This window comes from Halomonas meridiana, from assembly GCF_009846525.1.
Lineage (GTDB): Bacteria > Pseudomonadota > Gammaproteobacteria > Pseudomonadales > Halomonadaceae > Vreelandella.
On sequence record NZ_CP024621.1, the window covers coordinates 776,396 to 794,686 of the forward strand.

Consider the following 18,291-nt stretch of genomic DNA (forward strand, 5'->3'; position numbering starts at 1 on the left):
AGGTACTCGCTGCCGTGTGGTGGTGAGCTTTCTTTCAACGGGAGGTTAAGGTGTCATAGGGGCCAAAGCCATTGGTGGCAGGGGGCACCATGCCGCATAATGGCGTGGTGGCCCCCGTTGGCGGACACATCCCGTTGTATAAACGTCTGAGAAGGAGATCAGCCATGCTCATCCTAACCCGCCGCGTTGGCGAAACACTGATGATCGGTGATGAAATCACCGTCACGGTGTTAGGTGTGAAAGGTAATCAAGTACGCATTGGTGTGAACGCACCGAAAGATGTCGCGGTTCACCGTGAAGAGATCTATCAGCGTATTCAGCGTGAACGTAATAGTGAAAGCGAAGCAGAGTAAATGGCCGCCTGTGTCACGCTCATTAAAGAGCGTTTAAGCGGTAATATCAGGGCGGCGCGAAAAAAATCGGAATAGGACTGGACACCAGTCATCATAATCGGTAATATTCGCGCCGTGCCGTTGAGGAGAGGTGGCCGAGTGGCTGAAGGCGCTCCCCTGCTAAGGGAGTATAGGGTTTATAGCCCTATCGAGGGTTCGAATCCCTCTCTCTCCGCCAACTGCATCATGTAGCATCGCAATTTGATATGCGCCCGTAGCTCAGCTGGATAGAGTACCTGACTACGAATCAGGTGGTCGGAGGTTCGAATCCTCCCGGGCGCGCCAAGTTGCAAAGGTAAGTATTTGATGTTACACTGTTTTCATTGTTTTACGCAGTAAGCAATGACTGAAAAGCGCCCGTAGCTCAGCTGGATAGAGTACCTGACTACGAATCAGGTGGTCGGAGGTTCGAATCCTCCCGGGCGCGCCAGATTCCAAAACCCGCTCTCATAGGAGAGCGGGTTTTCTGTTTTCTAGCCTGACTATCGTGGCTCGCGCGGTAGTCTTGCGATCGTGTAAAGCGCCCCCGCATCTTTGCGGAAGGGCGCTTTTTTTTTGGCCCGTAACGCGCCAAGGGAGAGTGCCGGGTAGCGAAAGCAGTGATGCGCCTAAAAAAGCGCCTGGAGAGGCGCTTTAAATCGGCTGGGGGGAAGGTAGGGGTGGGGCGTGCTCGACAGCCTTAGGCGGGTTCGCAGGCGTTAAGTGCGCTTGCGCTAGGGATCAGGCTACCCAAAAGTGTGTCCAGGTCGGTCAAGCGCTTCAGGCGCTGAAAATGCAGGTTGGCTTCGGCGTTGCCCTGGCGCATCTGGGCAAGCCACTGCTTTACCAGAGATACGACCACGCGGTCAGGAAGATGTTGGCGCTGTAGGGCGGCGTACTCTTGCAGTACGCTGGCGCGCATTTCCCACGTGGTGTCCGCCAAGCGTTCGCCGGTTTGCTGCCAGTGGCGAATACGAGGGGCGAGCCAGGGGTCTGCCAACGCACTGCGCCCAAGCATCACATCGCAGCAGCCTGAGAGCGTGCGGGCCTTCCAGTAATCTTCCAGGGTCCAAATGTCGCCATTGGCCACCACGGGGATAGATACGTGGTGGCGCACTTTGCCGATCCACTCCCAGTGCGCCGGCGGACGATACCCTTCGTCTCGCGTTCGCCCATGGACGACCAGGCGCGCCGCGCCGCCCGCCTCAGTGGCCTGCGCACACGCCACTGCCAAGCGACGATTGGCAAACCCCAGTCGAATCTTCGCCGTCACCGGGATGTCACCGTCTAGCGCGTCCGCGACCGCTTTCACGGCGCGATACACGCGGTCGGGCTGGCGCAGCAGTGAGGCGCCGCCGTCGTGGCGGTTGACGAGCTTGGCAGGGCAGCCAAAATTGAGATCGATACTGATTGCGCCCAGCGCCAGCGCTTGGCGCGCATTCTCGGCCAAGGCCTGAGGGTCGGAGCCCAGTAGTTGCAGATGCACCGGCACGCCGCTGGGCGTGGCGACGGGGCACTGCTGTAATTCGGGGCAGTGTTTATAAAACACACGTGGGGGGAGGCGCGTGTCGACGACGCGGACGAACTCCGTTACCGACCAGTCAAAACCGGCCTGTCGAGTGAGTAGGTCACGGGTGAGCGCATCGATGACGCCTTCCATCGGTGCGAGACCGATCTTGCCTTTATGTAGTAAATTAACAACCATGACTTCCACTATGGCGCGATTGCATTCTATTCTGGATGTGGCAGGTTAGTGTATTACCCTTATTGCGCCAAGCGCCGTTGGAGGCGTTTGGTGTGCCAATAACCCTATAAAATAAGGAGAGCACGCTATGCAAGGGTCGGAGTTGCTCCAAGAGGGGCTCGCTCTAATGGGTCTTGGTATGGGCTTTGTTTTTGTTTTTCTTACTATTTTGGTCATTAGCGTCACGCTAATGTCAAAGCTGATTGACCGCTTTCAGCCTGCCCCTGTGGCTGCGCCAGCGGGCCGAAAAAGTGGGAAAACTCCCGCCAGTCAGGGCCAAAACGACGAAGTCGTCGCAGTGATCAGTGCTGCGGTGCATCGTTATCGTTCGTCTCGCCGTCCGTAAGCGGCACGTTCCCGCGTGTCCATTTCGCTCCTGATGCAATTTTTTTGTTAAATTTACTACAAATTCATAACGCCAAACTGTGAGCCATGACCATGAATGAAATAAAACGTCCTCTGGGAATCACCGATGTGGTACTGCGCGATGCGCATCAATCTCTGTTTGCCACGCGCCTGCGCTTGGACGACATGCTGCCCATTGCCGAAAAGCTGGATAAGGTCGGCTACTGGTCGCTGGAAACCTGGGGTGGTGCCACGTTCGATGCGTGCATCCGCTACCTAGGGGAAGATCCGTGGGAACGTATTCGCGCCCTGAAAGAAGCCATGCCGAACACGCCACAGGCGATGCTGCTGCGTGGTCAGAACCTGCTGGGTTACCGTCACTACGCTGATGACGTCGTCGATAAGTTCGTCGAGCGGGCCAAAACCAATGGGGTCGACGTATTCCGTGTGTTTGATGCGATGAACGACCCGCGCAACCTGGAACGCGCCATCAAAGCGGTGCGCCAAGTCGGCGGCCATGCACAGGGCACCATTTCTTACACGGTAAGCCCGGTACATACCCTGGATAGCTGGGTCGATCTTGCGAAGACCATTGCTGCAATGGGCGCAGACTCTCTGGCTATCAAGGATATGGCGGGGCTACTCACGCCGTACACGGCGTATGATCTAGTCACGCGTCTGAAAAAAGAGCTCTCTATTCCGGTTCACCTGCACTGCCATGCGACCACAGGCTTATCGACCTCGACCATTTTGAAAGCGGTCGAAGCAGGAGTCGATAACGTCGACACCGCCATCTCCTCCATGTCGATGACCTACGGCCACAGCCCGACGGAATCGGTGGTCGCCATGCTAAAAGATACCGACCGCGACACTGGCTTGGACCTAGAGTTGCTGGAAGATATCGCTGGCTACTTCCGCGAGGTGCGTAAAAAATACGCCGCCTTCGAAGGTTCGCTGCGCGGTATCGATTCACGCATTCTGGTGGCCCAGGTTCCCGGCGGCATGCTCACCAACATGGAGAGCCAGTTAAAAGAGCAGGGCGCTGGCGACAAGCTGGATGACGTGCTGAGTGAAATCCCCCGCGTCCGCGAAGATCTCGGTTTCATTCCGTTGGTGACGCCCACGTCACAAATCGTGGGTACCCAAGCGGTCATGAACGTCATGATGGGCGAGCGCTACAAGTCGATCTCTAAAGAGGTACAGGCGCTGCTGAAAGGTGAATACGGCTCTGCCCCAGCACCCTTCAATGCCGAATTGCAAAAGCGTGTGCTGGAAGGCGGCGAGCCAATTACCTGCCGCCCGGCAGACAACCTCTCACCTGAGATGGACAAACTCGCCGCCGAGCTGAAAGAGAAAGCCAGCGCCGATGGCATTCGCCTTGCCGACGGCGAGCGGGAAGTGGATGACGTATTGACCTATGCGCTGTTCCCGCAGATTGGTTTGAAATTCCTCAAGAACCGCGACAATAAAGACGCTTTCGAGCCTGCGCCGGAAGCACCTCGCACGGCTGCGCCGGCCAAAGCAGAAACAGCCCCTGCCGCCGCACCAAGCGCTGGTGCTGGCCCGGAGACCTATACCGTGAAGCTCAACGGCAAGGCGTACGTGGTCGAGGTGTCGGAGGGGGGGGAGATTGGCAACATTCAAGAGCAGTCCGACGCCCAGCCCGAAGCCGACGCCCCGGCACCCAGCGGTGTCAGCATCGATGCGCCGCTGGCGGGTAACATCTTCAAAGTGAACGTGCGGCCAGGCGACCAAGTGGCCGAAGGCGATGTCGTGATCATTCTGGAAGCCATGAAGATGGAAACCGAAGTGCGTGCCAGCAGCGCCGGTACGGTGTCGAAAGTCAACGTCAGCGAAGGCGATAGCGTGGCCGTTGGCGATGCGCTGATCGAGCTTTAAGGGCTTTTCGGAATGGATAAATTAATCACTCTATGGGAAGGCTCCGGGCTCTATAACCTGGAGCTTGGCCAAGCGGTCATGATCCTGGTGGGGCTTGGGCTACTCTACCTGGCGATCTACAAGAAGTTCGAGCCTCTGCTGCTGGTGCCGATTGGGTTTGGCGGTATTTTGGCCAACATTCCCGAGGCCGGTTTGGCGATTTCGGCGTTGGATCAAGCCATTGAAGTGGCCAAGCCCGCCGTGCTTGAGCAAATGGCGGCGGCGCTGGGCGCGACGCTGGACCCGCTGGCCGGTGTCGAGGGTTGGCGCGAGACCCTCAAGGCCATTGCCCACGACTCGGCCGCGCCGGATCAGCTGCGCGCTGCCAAAGACGTGGCGGTGAGCGTCGGCTACAGCGATGGCATGCTCTATAACTTCTACAAGGTCGCCATTGGCTCGGGCATTGCGCCGCTGCTGATCTTCATGGGCGTTGGAGCGATGACCGACTTCGGCCCGCTGCTGGCCAACCCGCGCACGCTGTTCCTGGGGGCGGCGGCGCAGTTCGGTATCTTTGCCACGCTGTTTGGCGCGGTGCTGCTGACGTCCATGGGCATCATGGATTTCTCGCTCAATCAGGCGGCGGCGATTGGTATCATCGGCGGGGCGGATGGTCCGACGTCGATCTACGTTTCCAGCGTGCTGGCGCCTGAGTTGCTAGGGGCGATTGCCGTCGCGGCCTATGCCTACATGGCACTGGTGCCGTTGATCCAACCGCCGATCATGCGCCTGTTGACCACCGAAAAAGAGCGCAAGATCACCATGACGCAGCTGCGTCCGGTCTCCAAGCTCGAAAAAGTGGTCTTCCCGCTGATGCTGTTGATTGCTGTGGCGCTATTTCTACCGGACGCGGCACCGCTGCTAGGCATGTTCTGCTTTGGTAACCTGATGCGCGAGTGTGGTGTGGTCGAGCGTCTTTCCGATACGGCGCAAAACGCGCTGATCAATATCGTGACGATCATTCTGGGGTTGTCGGTGGGTTCCAAGCTGATGGCGGAGAGCTTTTTGGCGTTCGAGACTCTAGGGATTCTGGGCCTGGGGATCGTGGCGTTCGGTATCGGCACCGCCGCCGGTGTCTTGATGGCCAAGCTGATGAACCTGGTCAGCAAAATGCCCATCAACCCGTTGATTGGCGCGGCAGGTGTGTCTGCCGTGCCGATGGCGGCGCGCGTGGCGAATAAGGTCGGTCTGGAAGCGAACCCGCACAACTTCCTGTTGATGCATGCCATGGGGCCGAACGTGGCTGGGGTCATCGGTTCGGCGGTGGCTGCCGGGGTAATGATCAAGTACCTGGGCTAGGCGGCTCGTTAGACAGCACGCCTGCCGCTATAGAACGCGGCTTACCGAGCAAGCGCTCGTGTAAGCCGCGTTTTTTTTATATTTGCTGTAGCTCAATGGCTGTTTTAAGACGATTTTCTAGGCCGCTGATATCCAGCTCGACATCCCGTGGCCAGCCGATGGTCAAACTCACGCCGTTGCCATCGTACGCTGCCTGTTGTACGGGCAGGCCCTGCTCGTCGCACCAAGCCCGGGCTTGCGCCTCGTGGGCGAAGCTAACTTTCAACTCATAGAGATCCCGCTCGACGACTTCCCGGGTGGGCAGCGTTTCGAGCCCGGCATTCACCGCCTGCGCATAGGCGCGGGCTAACCCGCCGGTGCCGAGCTTGGTGCCGCCAAAGTAGCGAATCACCACACAGCCAATCTCGCCGAGTTGGCTGCCCTGCAGCGCCTGAAACATGGGGCGCCCTGCGGTGCCGCCCGGTTCACCATCGTCAGAAAAACCGATGTGGGTTTGCTCGCCAGGCGGGCCTGCGATGAAGGCTGTACAGTGATGGCTGGCATTCGGATGGGCGGCTTTGGCCGCGTGTAGCAGCGTGTCGAAGGCGTCGGTGGTCGGGGCGTGGCACACCCAGGTCAAAAACTGACTCTTCTCGACGTCGATCTCGGCGGTGTGCCATGTATCAAGGGCTAAATCAGGAACTCGAAAACGCAACTAGGACTCCCGGCAGGGTGGATGACCAGTTAGTGATGCCGGGGGTCCGTGGCGTGTTGGGCCACGCCCATCACCATGCCCAGCACCTGAATATCACAATTATGCAGGAAGAGATCGGGCATGGCTGCATCTTCCGGCCATAAATGAATGCCCAGGCGACTAATGGAGAGCTGTTTTAGCGTTACCTCGCGCTGGTTGATCGTCGCAACGGCGGTCTCTTGATGAGCGTCGTGCTGGTGACGGTGAATGATGATGACATCGCCGTCGAACAGGTTGCAGTCGCGCATGCGGTCACCGCGAATACGCAGGGCGTAGGTGTTGCGACGTGTGACGCGAGGGGGTGTGCACGCTTGGCGCGTATGTGAGGAAGCGCTGCGAGACGCTAACGGGTGAGGCGTCGATGGCGCTACCGGTTGAGACAGCGTCTGAGGGGATACGTAAGAAGGGACGTGAGACGTTACCCGAGAGGATAGGCAGGTCGTCATAGTGTGTTCTCCCATGCAGCGCCCGTTGCCAAGGCGTTTGATTGAGTCGATACCTGTTGTTTTATTCTGTGGTGTCTATTCATACAGTGGTTACAGTATAAGCCTGTTTTTGCATACAGTGCTAGTCCTGTCTTTCGCTTGGCTCATCCGAAAGACGCTTAAGCCAGCATGGCTCTGGACCACGCTGCGACCCAAGACCGCAGAGCCCGACTGGCGGGAAAGGGCCTTTCCGTGTAGAGTTCGACCCAAAATCAATGTGCCTGGAGTGTCTTTTGAGCCTGTGCCTGCAAGCCCGACAATTGGCCTGTGAACGTGATGACCGTTGGCTGTTTGAAGGGCTCAATCTCGATATTCAAAGCGGCGAGATTGTGCGCATTGAAGGCCCCAACGGCAGCGGCAAGACGACCCTGCTGAAAATACTCTCTGGCCAATTAACCGATTACCGTGGCGAGCTTTACTGGAATGGCGAACCCATGCGCCAAGCCCGTGAACATTTTCTCGCTAATTTACTCTATTTAGGTCATGCCCCCGGTGTGAAGGCAGGTCTTTCGCCGCTGGAGAATTTAGCTTGGTATCAAGCGCTTAGCGGAGAAAAGGGCAGCGAGCCCGCACGAGAGGCGGCGTTGGCTGCCGTTGGGCTCGCCGGCTTCGAAGACGTGCCTGCCGGGCAGCTGTCCGCCGGGCAGCAGCGGCGTGTAGCGCTGGCGCGTTTGACCCTAACCCAGCGCGCGCTGTGGGTGCTCGACGAGCCTTTCACCGCGATCGATCGTCAAGGGGTGGCAGCGCTAGAAGCGCAGCTGGTGGCCCACGCGCAGTCTGGCGGCTGTGTGTTGGTCACTACGCACCATGCGCTGACCGAGTCACCCGTGCTTAGGCGTATTCAGCTGGGGTAAGAAGGAGACAGCGTTGCAACGTTCACACGCTCAACGGAGCACTCCCGAGGTGGTCATGCATGCCCCCCAGGGCGGTTTGATGGTGGCCATCAAGGCGACGCTTAAGCGCGACCTCACCCTGATGCTGCGCCGTCGTGGCGAAGTGCTCAATCCGCTGGTGTTCTTTGCGCTGGTGATTACCCTGTTTCCCATAGGGATTTCACCGGATCCAGAGCTGTTGGCAAGCATTGCGCCGGGGCTGTTATGGGTGGCCGCACTGCTCGCTGCCCTGCTTTCGCTGGATAGCCTGTTTCGCAGCGACTACGACGATGGCAGCCTCGAGCAGCTATTACTGGCCCCCCAGCCGCTGGCAGCGCTGGGGTTGGCAAAAGTGGCGGTACACTGGCTGCTGACCGGTCTGCCGCTCGCGCTCATGGCGCCCCTCTTGGGCATCATGCTGTCGCTTCCAGCGGGAAGCTACGCCGTGCTAGCGCTGTCGTTGGCACTCGGTACGGCCAGCTTGAGCCTGATCGGGGCCATCGGTGCCGCATTGACGGTGGGTCTAGCGCGGGGCGGTGTGCTGCTATCGCTGCTGGTGCTGCCGCTCTATATACCAGTACTAATTTTCGGCGCAGGTGCCGTACAGGCCGCGATTTTTGGCGATGGAATAGCCGCGCATTTGGCGATTCTAGGGGCCCTGTTAGCGCTGGCGCTGATGCTGGCACCCTGGGCCATTGCGGCATCGCTGCGCATCAGCATTAACGGTTAGAGGACGGGAACACCATGTGGGCCTTTATCAACAAACTAAGATCCCCCAAATGGTTCTATGCCATTAGCGCCAAGCTGCAGCCGTTTTTCTGGGTGGCAGCAACGTTGCTGCTGCTGGTCGGCACCGTTTGGGGGTTGGTCTTTGCACCGGCGGATTACCAGCAGGGCAATAGTTTTCGCATCATTTATGTCCACGTCCCTGCGGCGTTTCTAGCGCAGTCCATTTTCGTTTCCATGGCGGTCTCCGGGCTGGTGTTCATGGTCTGGAAAATCAAAGTGGCCGATATGGCTGCCACCGTCATGGCCCCGTTGGGGGCTGCGATGACCTTCGTGGCCCTTTTTTCGGGCGCAGTGTGGGGCGTGCCGACCTGGGGCACTTGGTGGATGTGGGACGCGCGCCTCACGTCCATGCTGATTCTGCTGTTTCTCTATCTGGGCGTGATAGCTCTGCGGGGTGCCTTTAGCAGCCGCGATAGCGGTTCCCGTGCCGCGTCGGTGCTGGCCATGGTCGGCGTCATCAATATCCCGATCATCAAATACTCCGTGGATTGGTGGTACACCCTGCACCAGCCCGCCACCTTTACGATTACCGGCCGCGCCGCCATGACCATGGATATGTGGGCGCCGCTACTCATTATGGTGTTGGGTTTTTACAGCTTTTTCATTGCCCTCACGCTGATGCGCACGCGCAGCGAAATTCTGCGTCGAGAAGCCAACAAGCGCTGGGTGCGCGAGCTTGCCGAGGAGACGAACTAATGGCCTTTTCCTCGCTGAACGAATTTTTTGCCATGGGCGGTCACGCGGTTTACGTGTGGGCTGCCTGGGGAGTCACTGCGCTATTGATGCTGGTCATCGTATGGCATGCCCGCCAGGAGCGCCGCCAGCTTCTTCACACGGTCAAGCGTCGGGTGCGTCGTGAGCACGCCCAGCGCCAGTCGTCACCGCATGCGCAGCCTCTGCAAGAGCCCGTTACCTCTGCTCAAAAGGACGTTCACCATGACGCCTAAACGTAAACAGAAGCTGTTTGTCATATTGGGGCTATTGTCGCTCACCGCTATTGCGGTGGGGCTCACCCTGTACGCGCTGCGCGCCAACATCAATCTGTTTTTCAGCCCGGTGCAAATCGCCCAGGGCGATGCCCCCATGGAGCGCCAGATTCGCGCGGGTGGCATGGTCAAAGAGGGCTCTGTGTCCCGCGACCCGGAAAGCCTGGACGTCGAGTTTGTGGTGACCGACTACGTGGACGATCTGGAGGTCTACTACAGCGGGATTCTGCCGGACCTGTTCCGTGAAGGGCAGGGCGTGGTGGTGGTCGGCGAACTGCAGGCCGATGGTCGTCTCTACGCCGATAAAGTGCTGGCGCGCCACGATGAAAACTACATGCCGCCTGAAGTGGCTCAGGCATTGGAAGAAGCAGGCTACTCCCCGGCCGACTTTCAAGCGAAAGCCGCCGAAGTGGGCAAGCGCCTAGAGCAGGAAGGCTCCCCAGAAGGAAGCGACTATTAACGGCTGAACGCACCCCACGCGATAAGGCCTGATGCTAATTCGGAGCGCCCATGTTAATTAAGATCATTCCTGAAATTGGCCACTTTGCCCTGGTCATCGCGCTATTAATGGCGGTGGTGCAGGCAGTGATGCCGCTTGCCGGGGCGGCGACCCGTCGCCCGCTATGGATGGCCTATGGCCGGCCCATGGCGACAGGGCAATTCCTGTTCGTCGCCATTGCCTACCTCTGTCTGACCGCCAGCTACATGCTGGATGATTTCAGTGTGGCCAACGTGGCCAATAATTCCAACTCGCTGCTGCCCTGGTACTACAAGTTCAGCGCGGTGTGGGGAAACCATGAAGGCTCGGTGCTGCTGTGGAGCCTGATGCTAGCGGGCTGGGGTTATGCGGCGTCGGTCTTCTCGGGCGACTTGCCCCGCGACATGGTGGCCAGGGTGCAGGGCGTGATGGGCATGGTATGTGTGGGCTTTCTGCTCTTCATTCTCGTGACCTCCAACCCCTTTGAACGCTTGCTACCCAACATGCCGCAGGATGGCGCGGACCTGAACCCGCTGCTGCAGGATTTTGGCTTGGTGGTTCACCCGCCGATGCTCTATATGGGCTACGTGGGCTTTTCGGTGGTTTTTGCGTTTGCCATCGCCGCGCTGCTGGGCGGGCGCTTAGACGCCGCCTGGACCCGCTGGGCGCGCCCCTGGACCAACGTGGCCTGGGCGTTTCTTACCGTGGGGATCGCACTCGGCAGCTGGTGGGCCTACTACGAGCTTGGTTGGGGCGGCTGGTGGTTCTGGGATCCGGTGGAGAACGCTTCGCTGCTGCCCTGGCTAACGGGCACGGCACTGGTTCACTCGCTGGCGGTGACCGAAAAACGTGGCTCGTTCAAGAGCTGGACGGTGCTGCTGGCGATCTCGACGTTCTCGCTGTCGCTGATGGGCACCTTCTTGGTGCGCTCGGGCGTACTGACCTCGGTGCACGCCTTTGCCAACGACCCCTCCCGTGGCTTCTTCATTTTGATGCTGCTGGCGATTACCGTCACGCTATCTCTGCTTGTGTTTGCCCTGCGCGCGCCAAGGGTGAGCCATAAGGTCGGTTTTAACTGGCTCTCGCGGGATTCGCTGCTGCTGATCAATAACATCCTCCTGGTCATCATGACCGTGACGGTGCTCTTGGGCACAGTGTACCCGCTGATTCTGGACTCTTTGGGGCTGGGTAAAATCAGCGTAGGCCCGCCTTACTTCAATGCGCTCTTTGTGCCGCTCACCGTGGTGATGTGTGTCTTCATGGGCTTGGGGCCAGTGGCGCGCTGGAAAAGCATGAGTGGCCGTGAGCTGTGGCGCAAGCTAGGTCTCGCGGCGGCAGCGGCCATCGTGCTGGGTGTGGCCATGCCGTTGGTCTACGACGGCGAATGGAACCTGTGGGTGTCGCTGGGCATTATTTCTGCGCTGTGGATCGTCTTGCCGATGGTGCGCGACCTGTTCGACAAGACCCGTCACGCCAGCTCGTTTGTCGCCGGGCTGCGCAAGCTCTCGCTCTCTTATTGGGGAATGGTGCTGGGCCACGTGGGCATTGCGGTGACCATCGTGGGCGTTGCCGTCGTTTCGAATTACAACATCGAACGCAACGTGCGCATGTCGCCGGGCACCACCGTGGAAGTGGCGGGCTATCAGTTCACCATGACGGAACTCACCAACCGACGTGGCCCCAACTTCCTGGCCGATACTTCGATCATTCAGGTACAGCGCGGGGACGAGGGACGCAGCTTCGTGATGCGCCCCGAGAAGCGCCTTTACCTCGCCACCGGCATGCCCATGACCCAAGTTGCGCTGCGCCCTGGTTTGTTCCGCGACCTCTATGTGGCCATGGGTGAAGACCTGGGCGACGGCAGCTATGCCATGCGTGTCCAGTACAAGCCGTTTGTGCGCTGGCTGTGGTTAGGCGGCCTGCTCATGGCCTTCGGCGGCGTTCTAGCCGTTGTGGATAAACGCTATCGTCGTGTCGCGAGTCGCCAGACAGCTCCCGCTCGGACGGATCGTTCGTCGTCTCAGGAGGCTATGGTATGACACGACGCCTGCTGCTTTTACTCCTGCCGATTGGCTTTCTCGGTATCGCGCTGTTTCTGTACCAAGGGTTGGGGCGCGATCCGTCGCAGCGTGACTCTGCGCTGATGGCACGTGAGTTTCCCGTATTCGAAGCCACCACGCTACGCGATGCTGATCGCCAAGTGGATCAAACGCTGATGATGGGGGAGGTCACGCTGGTCAATGTCTGGGGTGAGTGGTGCCCTGCATGTAAGCAGGAGATGCCCCAGCTTTTAGAGCTCGCCGATCACGGCATTCGTATGGTCGGCATCAACTACCGGGACACCCGTGAAAAGGGGCTAGAGTTTTTGAGCGAGTTCGGTGACCCGTTCGAGGTCAACGTGTTCGACCCCGAGGGCAGCCTGGGTTTCGACCTCGGTGTTTATGGCGCGCCTGAGACGTTTTTGGTGGATGCCGCAGGCGTGATCCGATACCACCATAAAGGATACGTGTCACCTGAAGACGTTCGTGAGCGCATCCTGCCGGAGGTAGAAAAATGGCGTTAATGCGTGGGATCTTCGCCGTGATGCTGCTGGCACTGGCGGGCAGTGTCGTGGCGGCAGGCATTGAAGTTCGCGAGTTCGACGACCCGGTGATGGAGCAGCGCTACCGTGACCTCACGGCCTCCATGCGCTGCCCGTTATGCGAAAACCAGGCTATCGATGACTCTGATGCGCCGATCTCTGGTGATATGCGCGAGCGGGTCTATCAGCTGCTTCAAGATGGTCAGTCGGATATCGAAATCATCAATCACATGGTGCAGCGTTTTGGGGAGTACATCCTCTACAACCCGCGCCTGGAAAACCGCACCTACCTGCTGTGGGGGCTGCCCATCGGTCTGTTCGTCCTCGGCACGCTCGTGGTCGTACTGATGGTGCGTGCTCGACGGAATGCGTCTGCGAAAGCGTTGAGCGCCGAAGAGCGCGCCCGCTTGGATGCTCTGATCAACCGCGAGAGGTCTTCATGACACCGCTCTGGATAGCGATTGCACTACTGTTATTACCTGCTCTATGGCTGCTGATTGCCCCCATGCGCGGTGCCCGCGTTCTGCGCGACCAGCTAGATCACTTTGAAGCCAACGATACGTCTGCCGAGCAGAACGTGGCGATTTTCCAGCGGCGCATGGCGTCCCTGGAAGCGGCACGCGAGCGTGGCGACATCGACGACGCTCGTTTTAATGAAGATCGCCTAGAGCTAGAGCGCAGCCTGCTGGAAGACACCGCCACTCAGGCCAAGCGGCCGCTGAAAGCTGCGAGCGCTGGACGGCTGGTGGTGCCGCTGGTCATGGTAGCGGTGGTGGGTGCCAGTACGTTTTGGTATCAGCAAAACGGTGCCGAAGGAGACCTGACGCTCTACGCGATTCAAGAAGAGATCAGAAACGACCCGGAAGGCTCGTTGATGATGTTCCTGGAGCGCATGGAAGCCGAAGCCGAGCGCCAGCCTAACAACCCCAACGTGTGGAGCTCGCTGTTTCCACTCTACCGGGATACCGGTCAGCCTGACAAAGCGGTCGATGCGCTGGAGCGCTTGATCGCCATCGAAGGGCGCATTCCGCCGCTGCTCGCTCAGTTGGCGCAGCTCCGCTTCTTCATGGCCGAGCGGGAGTTAACGCCCGAGGTACAGGCGCTGGTCGATGAAACGCTTGAGCTAGACCCCCGTCAGCCCACCGTGTTGGGGCTTCTGGGCATTCACGCCTTCGATAACGGTGATTATGAAACGGCCGTCGACCGTTGGCGCCGTGCCGTTGCCAATATTTCAGACCCAGAGACGGCTGCTTCCCTGCGTGAGGGTATCCGGGTGGCCCAAGAGCGCATGGGCGTCGCACCGGAGCCATCTGCCGCCGCTCAGGGCCAAGGCGTGCGGGTGAGCGTCTCGTTGGATGAGGCGCTGGCAGACCGTGTCAGCGACGATGCGACGGTGTTCATTACCGCACGGGACATCGATGGCGAGCTGCCGCCGCTGGCGGTGACCCGCGCTCGGGTCTCTGAGCTGCCGATGACCGTGGTGCTGGACGACGCCGCTGCCATGTCGCCGCAAGCGCAAATCTCTCAGGTGCGTGAAGCGCGCCTGGTGGTGCGTGTCTCGGAATCTGGGCAGGCCACGCCGCAGCCTGGGGATCTGTTTGGCGATTTGGAGAGCGTTAGCGTCGGCCCCATTCGCGAAGACGCTACCGCCAATGTCGTTATCAACCGTGTTTTTGAATAACCACCACGTAAGCTACCGCTGCTAAGGGTCGCAATGCGCTTAACCTCTATACGTCTCGTTGGGTTCAAGTCCTTTGTCGATCCGGTCACCGTGCCCTTCGATGGCAACATGACGGCCATCGTTGGGCCCAACGGCTGCGGTAAATCCAATATTATCGACGCCGTGCGCTGGGTGATGGGGGAGTCCTCCGCCAAAACCCTGCGCGGCGAATCCATGGCCGACGTTATTTTCAACGGCTCTACCGGGCGTAAGCCGGTAGGGCAGGCTTCTATCGAGCTGAAGTTCGATAACCGCGATGGCGGTATGGGCGGTTTATACGCCCAGTACTCAGAAATTGCCGTCAAACGCCTAGTGACCCGGGATGGTCAGTCCAACTACTTCTTCAACGGCCAGAAGTGCCGCCGCCGGGATATCGCCGACCTGTTCATGGGGACCGGCCTAGGCCCGCGCTCCTACGCCATTATCGGCCAGGGGATGATCTCGCGACTGATCGAAGCGCGCCCCGACGACCTGCGTGCCACACTCGAAGAAGCCGCGGGGATCTCCAAGTACAAAGAGCGCCGTCGGGAAACCGAAAACCGCATGCGGCGCACCCAGGAGAACCTGGAGCGCCTGGACGATATTCGCGAAGAGCTGGATAAACAGCTCGAACGCCTCAAGCGCCAAGCGGAAGCCGCCAAGCGTTACCAAGAGCTCAAACAGCAAGAGTACCGCTTAAAAGGCGAGTTGGCGCTGCTGCGCGGCCGCACCCTGCGGGCCGAACAGTCTCACCAAGAGAGCCGTGTCCGCGAGCTGGAAATTGCCGTCGAGAAAGACGTGTTTGGCGTACGTCAGTGCGAAACCCGCCTGGAGCAGGCCCGCGAACAGCACGACGAGCTGGCCGACGTGTTGGACCGCCACCAGCAGCAGTTTTATGAAACCACCACGCGCATTGCCCGCTTAGAGCAGGATCAAGCCCACCGCCGCAGCCGCGAAGCACAGCTGGCTAACGACATTGCCACCGCCCGACGGGATCTCGACGAGCAGCGCCAGGTCAGCGAGGGCGACCAAGAGCGGCTCGCGGTGATCGACGAGCGCTTTGAGGAGCTGCTGCCCGAGCACGAAGCGCTGGAAGAGCAGCTCGAAATGCTCGAGCAGACCCTGGCCGACGCAACGCCAGCGCTGGAAGCCGCCGAACAGCAGTGGGCCGACGCCGAAAACCGCTGGCGTGAGGCCAGCCGCGATGCCGACCGTAGCCAAGACCAACTGCGTGATTTAGAGCAGCGTATTGCCCGTTTGCAGGCTGAGGGGCAACGCCGCCGCCAGCAGCGCGGCGAGCTGGCCGACATGACTGCGCTACAAAACGAGCACGCCGAATACCAAGCCCGCCTGGAAGAAGCCGACCAACGTGCCGACGCCTTCCAAGTGGAGCGAGAACAGTGGCAGCAGCGCTACAGCGATGCCAAAAGCGCCTACCAGCAAGCGGTAACCTCCCGCGACGAGCAACGCGCTGCGCTTAGCCAGCAGCAGGGTGAACTTGCTTCGCTGCAGGCGCTGATGGATGCCGCCCTGGCCGATCACGACCCTCAGCTAAGCGAAACACTTGCCGCTCATGGCCTTGCTGATGCCCCCCGCTTGGGTGAAGCCATTTCGGTCAGCCAAGGCTGGGAGCGGGTTATTTCCTGGCTACTCGCCCCTTGGTTAAACGCCCGACTGGTAGCCGCCCATCAGCTAAACGCGCTGCCCGAAGCGCTGGCGACAGAGTGGTGCTTGATTGATCAAGCGTCGCCTTCCACAGCCACGGCGGGCGCAGGCCATCGCCTCAGCGATTTGGTGAAAGGCGCGGGCGCGCTAACGGAGTGGTTGGCGAGTATTCACTATGTTGATACTGCTGACGCGGCGGAAGCGTTGTTGCCTACGCTTGCTCCCGGTGAGAGTGTGGTTAGCCAAGACGGCGTATGGCGCGGTCGCGGTTGGCTGCATCAGCAATCCAATGGCGAAGGCGTCGATGCGCTACTGGTGACGCGTCGTCGCTTTGAGGAGCTGGCCGCAGAGCGTGAGCGGGCGGAAGAGGCGCTGGCGCTCTTGGATGAACAGTGCGAAGCCGCCAACGAGACGATTGAAACGTTAGAACTGACCCGTGAGCAGCAGGCGGAGCAGGAGCGCGACCACGCCGCCACCCGCCAACAGCTAGCGGTGCAAGAGCAGCGGCTTGCCCAACGCCTTGAGCATCTCTCCAGCCGCGCCATGGAGCTGGACGACGAACTGGCGCAACTGCAAGAAGATGAGGCGGAGTTAACGCTTACTTTAGAAGAGCAGCGCGCTCGTTGGCACACGGCCATGGAGCAACTGGAAACCGCCGCAGAAGCCCGCGAAACCAGCGCCGAACAGCGCCACCGCCAGCGTGAGCAGCGCGAGCAGCTCAACCAACAGTATGCCCCGCTCAAAGCGCGTCAGCAGGCGTTGGCCCTGGAGCGTGAGCGCTTAAAAGCCGAGCGCGACAGCCTGCGCGCTCAGGAGGCCCGTTCAAGCGATACCGAAGAGCGCCTCTCGCTGCGTATTGCCGAGTTGGAAGAGTCTCGCGAAATGCTGGTCGAGCCCGACGAGCTGGCCGCTGAGGAGCTCGAAGAGCTGCTTCACCAGCGCGAACAGCAGGAGCGGCGGCTCAACGAGACGCGCCAGCAAGCTCAAACCTTGGCCGAGCAGCTGCGTAACGACGAACTAGCCCGCCAGCAGCATGAGCGCAATCTGGAACAGAGCCGCGAACAGCTCCAGCAGCGCCGTATGGAGGTGCAGGCGCTGGCGCTCAAAGCCGCCACCCAGGATGAGCAGTTAGCAGAACTAGGCCACGATGCCGATGCGCTCGCCAGCACGCTGCCCAGCGATGCCAGTGAGCCAGCGTGGCAAGAGCGCTTGGAGAGCACCTCGGAAAAGATCCGCCGACTGGGGGCGATCAACCTCGCCGCGATCGAGGAGTACGACCAGCAGGCCGAGCGGCGTAATTACCTCGAAGCCCAGCATGCCGAGCTTTCCGAAGCGCTCGACACGCTGGAGCGGGCGATCAAACGGATTGACCAAGAGACCCGCGTGCGTTTCCGGGAAACGTTCGATCAGGTGAATAACGGGTTGCAAACCCTCTTTCCTCGCGTATTTGGCGGTGGGGCGGCGTGGCTGACGCTGACCGGTGATGACCTGCTGGAAACCGGCGTGGCCATCATGGCCCGACCGCCGGGTAAGAAGAACAGCACGATTCACTTGCTGTCCGGTGGGGAAAAAGCGCTGACTGCGCTGTCGCTGGTCTTTGCCATTTTCCAGCTCAACCCTGCCCCGTTCTGTATGCTGGATGAGGTCGACGCTCCGCTGGATGACGCCAACGTTGGCCGCTACGCCAAGCTGGTGAAAGAGATGTCCGAAAGCGTGCAGTTCATCTATATCACCCACAACAAGATTGCCATGGAAGCCGCCGAGCGCCTGATGGGGGTCACCATGCAAGAGCCCGGCGTTTCACGTTTGGTTTCCGTGGGTATCGATGAGGCCGCCGAGTTGGTCGAATAGGGCGTATGGCCCATGGCTGCGCCGTGTTGCGACTTCCCAAGAGTTTCCTTATTTGCCAATGCGTGCCTGTCACCTTGGGGCGCCAGCGCAAGCGGATAGTAACGCCATGCCCACGAAATGCTTTGATAACAGCGAGTTGTTGAAAAAACGTGGTGTTGACGGTGGGATCGTCGCGGCCGTATAGGCTTAAGTCCCGCTTATCGCTTGCGAATCATTGCCTGTCGTGAAAGCGCAATGCGTTCATAAGAAACTAGCGATAGTGAAAAACATTCACTAGCATAACGTTTAAATAGGGTGAACTGAGTGGGTAGCGGCCTCACACGGCACTCCGCGCTTGGCCACCCATATCAGAGATGGAATAACGCGGAAAGGGCACTTTTGATGGTTGATAAGGTCGAAAAATTCGCCTAAAAAGCTCCCTTAGCGGCTCAAACGTGTGAAAATCAGCAAAAATTGGC

17 protein-coding genes and 3 tRNA genes are annotated in these 18,291 nt (G+C 59.6%); 17 read left to right on the forward strand and 3 right to left on the reverse strand.

The genetic code is table 11. The annotated features are described in order from the left end of the window. The first annotated feature begins 164 nt into the window (after positions 1-164). The 4 genes from csrA to CTT34_RS03815 all read left to right on the forward strand — a co-directional run bounded on the left by csrA (position 165) and on the right by CTT34_RS03815 (position 822). A complete protein-coding gene (gene csrA, locus CTT34_RS03800; protein ID WP_039180068.1) occupies positions 165-353 on the forward strand; it encodes a carbon storage regulator CsrA in 189 nt (62 codons plus the stop codon). Positions 354-477: 124 nt separating this feature from the next. Next, positions 478-570, forward strand: a tRNA-Ser gene (locus CTT34_RS03805). 30 nt (positions 571-600) lie between these two features. Beyond that, positions 601-677: transfer RNA gene (locus CTT34_RS03810), tRNA-Arg, on the forward strand. Between the two features lie 68 nt (positions 678-745). Beyond that, positions 746-822: transfer RNA gene (locus tag CTT34_RS03815), tRNA-Arg, on the forward strand. A gap of 249 nt (positions 823-1,071) precedes the next feature. Here CTT34_RS03815 and CTT34_RS03820 read toward each other — a convergent pair. Next, positions 1,072-2,076, reverse strand: a complete 1,005-nt coding sequence (locus CTT34_RS03820) for a tRNA dihydrouridine synthase (RefSeq protein WP_390620249.1) — start codon at positions 2,074-2,076, stop codon at positions 1,072-1,074. 127 nt (positions 2,077-2,203) lie between these two features. On the opposite strand from CTT34_RS03820, the gene CTT34_RS03825 reads away from it, so the two are divergent. The 3 genes from CTT34_RS03825 to CTT34_RS03835 all read left to right on the forward strand — a co-directional run bounded on the left by CTT34_RS03825 (position 2,204) and on the right by CTT34_RS03835 (position 5,694). Next, a complete protein-coding gene (locus CTT34_RS03825) occupies positions 2,204-2,461 on the forward strand; it encodes an OadG family protein (protein ID WP_159341252.1) in 258 nt (85 codons plus the stop codon). 92 nt (positions 2,462-2,553) lie between these two features. Next, positions 2,554-4,359: a sodium-extruding oxaloacetate decarboxylase subunit alpha gene (gene oadA, locus CTT34_RS03830; protein WP_159341253.1), complete on the forward strand. Its 1,806-nt coding sequence runs from the start codon at positions 2,554-2,556 to the stop codon at positions 4,357-4,359. A gap of 12 nt (positions 4,360-4,371) precedes the next feature. Continuing rightward, positions 4,372-5,694 carry a sodium ion-translocating decarboxylase subunit beta gene (locus CTT34_RS03835; protein WP_159341254.1) on the forward strand — a complete coding sequence of 441 codons (1,323 nt, stop codon included), beginning with the start codon at positions 4,372-4,374 and terminating at the stop codon, positions 5,692-5,694. Between the two features lie 76 nt (positions 5,695-5,770). Here CTT34_RS03835 and CTT34_RS03840 read toward each other — a convergent pair whose 3' ends face one another. Further along, entirely contained in the window at positions 5,771-6,388 is a 618-nt protein-coding gene (locus CTT34_RS03840; protein WP_159341255.1) for an IMPACT family protein, read from the reverse strand. 29 nt (positions 6,389-6,417) lie between these two features. Then, complete coding sequence (locus CTT34_RS18400) at positions 6,418-6,873, reverse strand: LexA family protein (protein WP_253016651.1); 456 nt, start codon at positions 6,871-6,873, stop codon at positions 6,418-6,420. 272 nt (positions 6,874-7,145) lie between these two features. Here CTT34_RS18400 and ccmA point away from each other — a divergent pair, with 272 nt between their 5' ends. Genes ccmA through smc form a run of 10 tightly spaced genes read left to right on the forward strand, consistent with a single transcriptional unit; the run spans position 7,146 to position 17,833 of the window. Then, positions 7,146-7,766: a cytochrome c biogenesis heme-transporting ATPase CcmA gene (gene ccmA, locus CTT34_RS03850; RefSeq protein WP_159341256.1), complete on the forward strand. Its 621-nt coding sequence runs from the start codon at positions 7,146-7,148 to the stop codon at positions 7,764-7,766. A gap of 55 nt (positions 7,767-7,821) precedes the next feature. Beyond that, positions 7,822-8,514 carry a heme exporter protein CcmB gene (gene ccmB / locus CTT34_RS03855; protein ID WP_159343708.1) on the forward strand — a complete coding sequence of 231 codons (693 nt, stop codon included), beginning with the start codon at positions 7,822-7,824 and terminating at the stop codon, positions 8,512-8,514. A 14-nt stretch (positions 8,515-8,528) separates the two neighbouring features. Continuing rightward, complete coding sequence (locus CTT34_RS03860) at positions 8,529-9,269, forward strand: heme ABC transporter permease (protein WP_159341257.1); 741 nt, start codon at positions 8,529-8,531, stop codon at positions 9,267-9,269. Then, positions 9,269-9,520, forward strand: coding sequence for a heme exporter protein CcmD (ccmD, locus tag CTT34_RS03865; RefSeq protein ID WP_159341258.1), 252 nt, complete (start codon positions 9,269-9,271; stop codon positions 9,518-9,520). The genes CTT34_RS03860 and ccmD overlap by 1 nt, the downstream gene beginning before the upstream one ends. Further along, complete coding sequence (gene ccmE, locus CTT34_RS03870; protein ID WP_044629992.1) at positions 9,510-10,019, forward strand: cytochrome c maturation protein CcmE; 510 nt, start codon at positions 9,510-9,512, stop codon at positions 10,017-10,019. The genes ccmD and ccmE overlap by 11 nt, the downstream gene beginning before the upstream one ends. A gap of 50 nt (positions 10,020-10,069) precedes the next feature. Beyond that, positions 10,070-12,076, forward strand: coding sequence for a heme lyase CcmF/NrfE family subunit (locus tag CTT34_RS03875; protein WP_159341259.1), 2,007 nt, complete (start codon positions 10,070-10,072; stop codon positions 12,074-12,076). Further along, the gene (locus CTT34_RS03880; protein WP_139525153.1) at positions 12,073-12,600 is read left to right on the forward strand and encodes a DsbE family thiol:disulfide interchange protein; all 528 of its coding nucleotides are present in this window, start codon (positions 12,073-12,075) and stop codon (positions 12,598-12,600) included. Before CTT34_RS03875 ends, CTT34_RS03880 begins: the two co-directional genes overlap by 4 nt. Then, on the forward strand, positions 12,591-13,061 hold the full coding sequence (locus CTT34_RS03885) for a cytochrome c-type biogenesis protein (protein ID WP_153842161.1): 471 nt from the start codon (positions 12,591-12,593) through the stop codon (positions 13,059-13,061). The genes CTT34_RS03880 and CTT34_RS03885 overlap by 10 nt, the downstream gene beginning before the upstream one ends. After that, positions 13,058-14,299, forward strand: coding sequence for a c-type cytochrome biogenesis protein CcmI (gene ccmI, locus CTT34_RS03890; protein ID WP_153842162.1), 1,242 nt, complete (start codon positions 13,058-13,060; stop codon positions 14,297-14,299). Before CTT34_RS03885 ends, ccmI begins: the two co-directional genes overlap by 4 nt. 33 nt (positions 14,300-14,332) lie before the next feature. Then, complete coding sequence (smc, locus tag CTT34_RS03895; RefSeq protein WP_153842163.1) at positions 14,333-17,833, forward strand: chromosome segregation protein SMC; 3,501 nt, start codon at positions 14,333-14,335, stop codon at positions 17,831-17,833. Positions 17,834-18,291 lie beyond the last annotated feature (458 nt).

Coding starts and splice junctions, on each gene's coding strand:
- csrA (WP_039180068.1), top strand. CDS start 165: ATGCTCATCCTAACCCGCCGCGTTGGCGAAACACTGATGATCGGTGAT.
- CTT34_RS03820 (WP_390620249.1), bottom strand. CDS start 2,076: ATGGTTGTTAATTTACTACATAAAGGCAAGATCGGTCTCGCACCGATG.
- CTT34_RS03825 (WP_159341252.1), top strand. CDS start 2,204: ATGCAAGGGTCGGAGTTGCTCCAAGAGGGGCTCGCTCTAATGGGTCTT.
- oadA (WP_159341253.1), top strand. CDS start 2,554: ATGAATGAAATAAAACGTCCTCTGGGAATCACCGATGTGGTACTGCGC.
- CTT34_RS03835 (WP_159341254.1), top strand. CDS start 4,372: ATGGATAAATTAATCACTCTATGGGAAGGCTCCGGGCTCTATAACCTG.
- CTT34_RS18400 (WP_253016651.1), bottom strand. CDS start 6,873: ATGACGACCTGCCTATCCTCTCGGGTAACGTCTCACGTCCCTTCTTAC.
- ccmB (WP_159343708.1), top strand. CDS start 7,822: ATGCATGCCCCCCAGGGCGGTTTGATGGTGGCCATCAAGGCGACGCTT.
- CTT34_RS03860 (WP_159341257.1), top strand. CDS start 8,529: ATGTGGGCCTTTATCAACAAACTAAGATCCCCCAAATGGTTCTATGCC.
- ccmD (WP_159341258.1), top strand. CDS start 9,269: ATGGCCTTTTCCTCGCTGAACGAATTTTTTGCCATGGGCGGTCACGCG.
- ccmE (WP_044629992.1), top strand. CDS start 9,510: ATGACGCCTAAACGTAAACAGAAGCTGTTTGTCATATTGGGGCTATTG.
- CTT34_RS03875 (WP_159341259.1), top strand. CDS start 10,070: ATGTTAATTAAGATCATTCCTGAAATTGGCCACTTTGCCCTGGTCATC.
- CTT34_RS03880 (WP_139525153.1), top strand. CDS start 12,073: ATGACACGACGCCTGCTGCTTTTACTCCTGCCGATTGGCTTTCTCGGT.
- CTT34_RS03885 (WP_153842161.1), top strand. CDS start 12,591: ATGGCGTTAATGCGTGGGATCTTCGCCGTGATGCTGCTGGCACTGGCG.
- ccmI (WP_153842162.1), top strand. CDS start 13,058: ATGACACCGCTCTGGATAGCGATTGCACTACTGTTATTACCTGCTCTA.
- smc (WP_153842163.1), top strand. CDS start 14,333: ATGCGCTTAACCTCTATACGTCTCGTTGGGTTCAAGTCCTTTGTCGAT.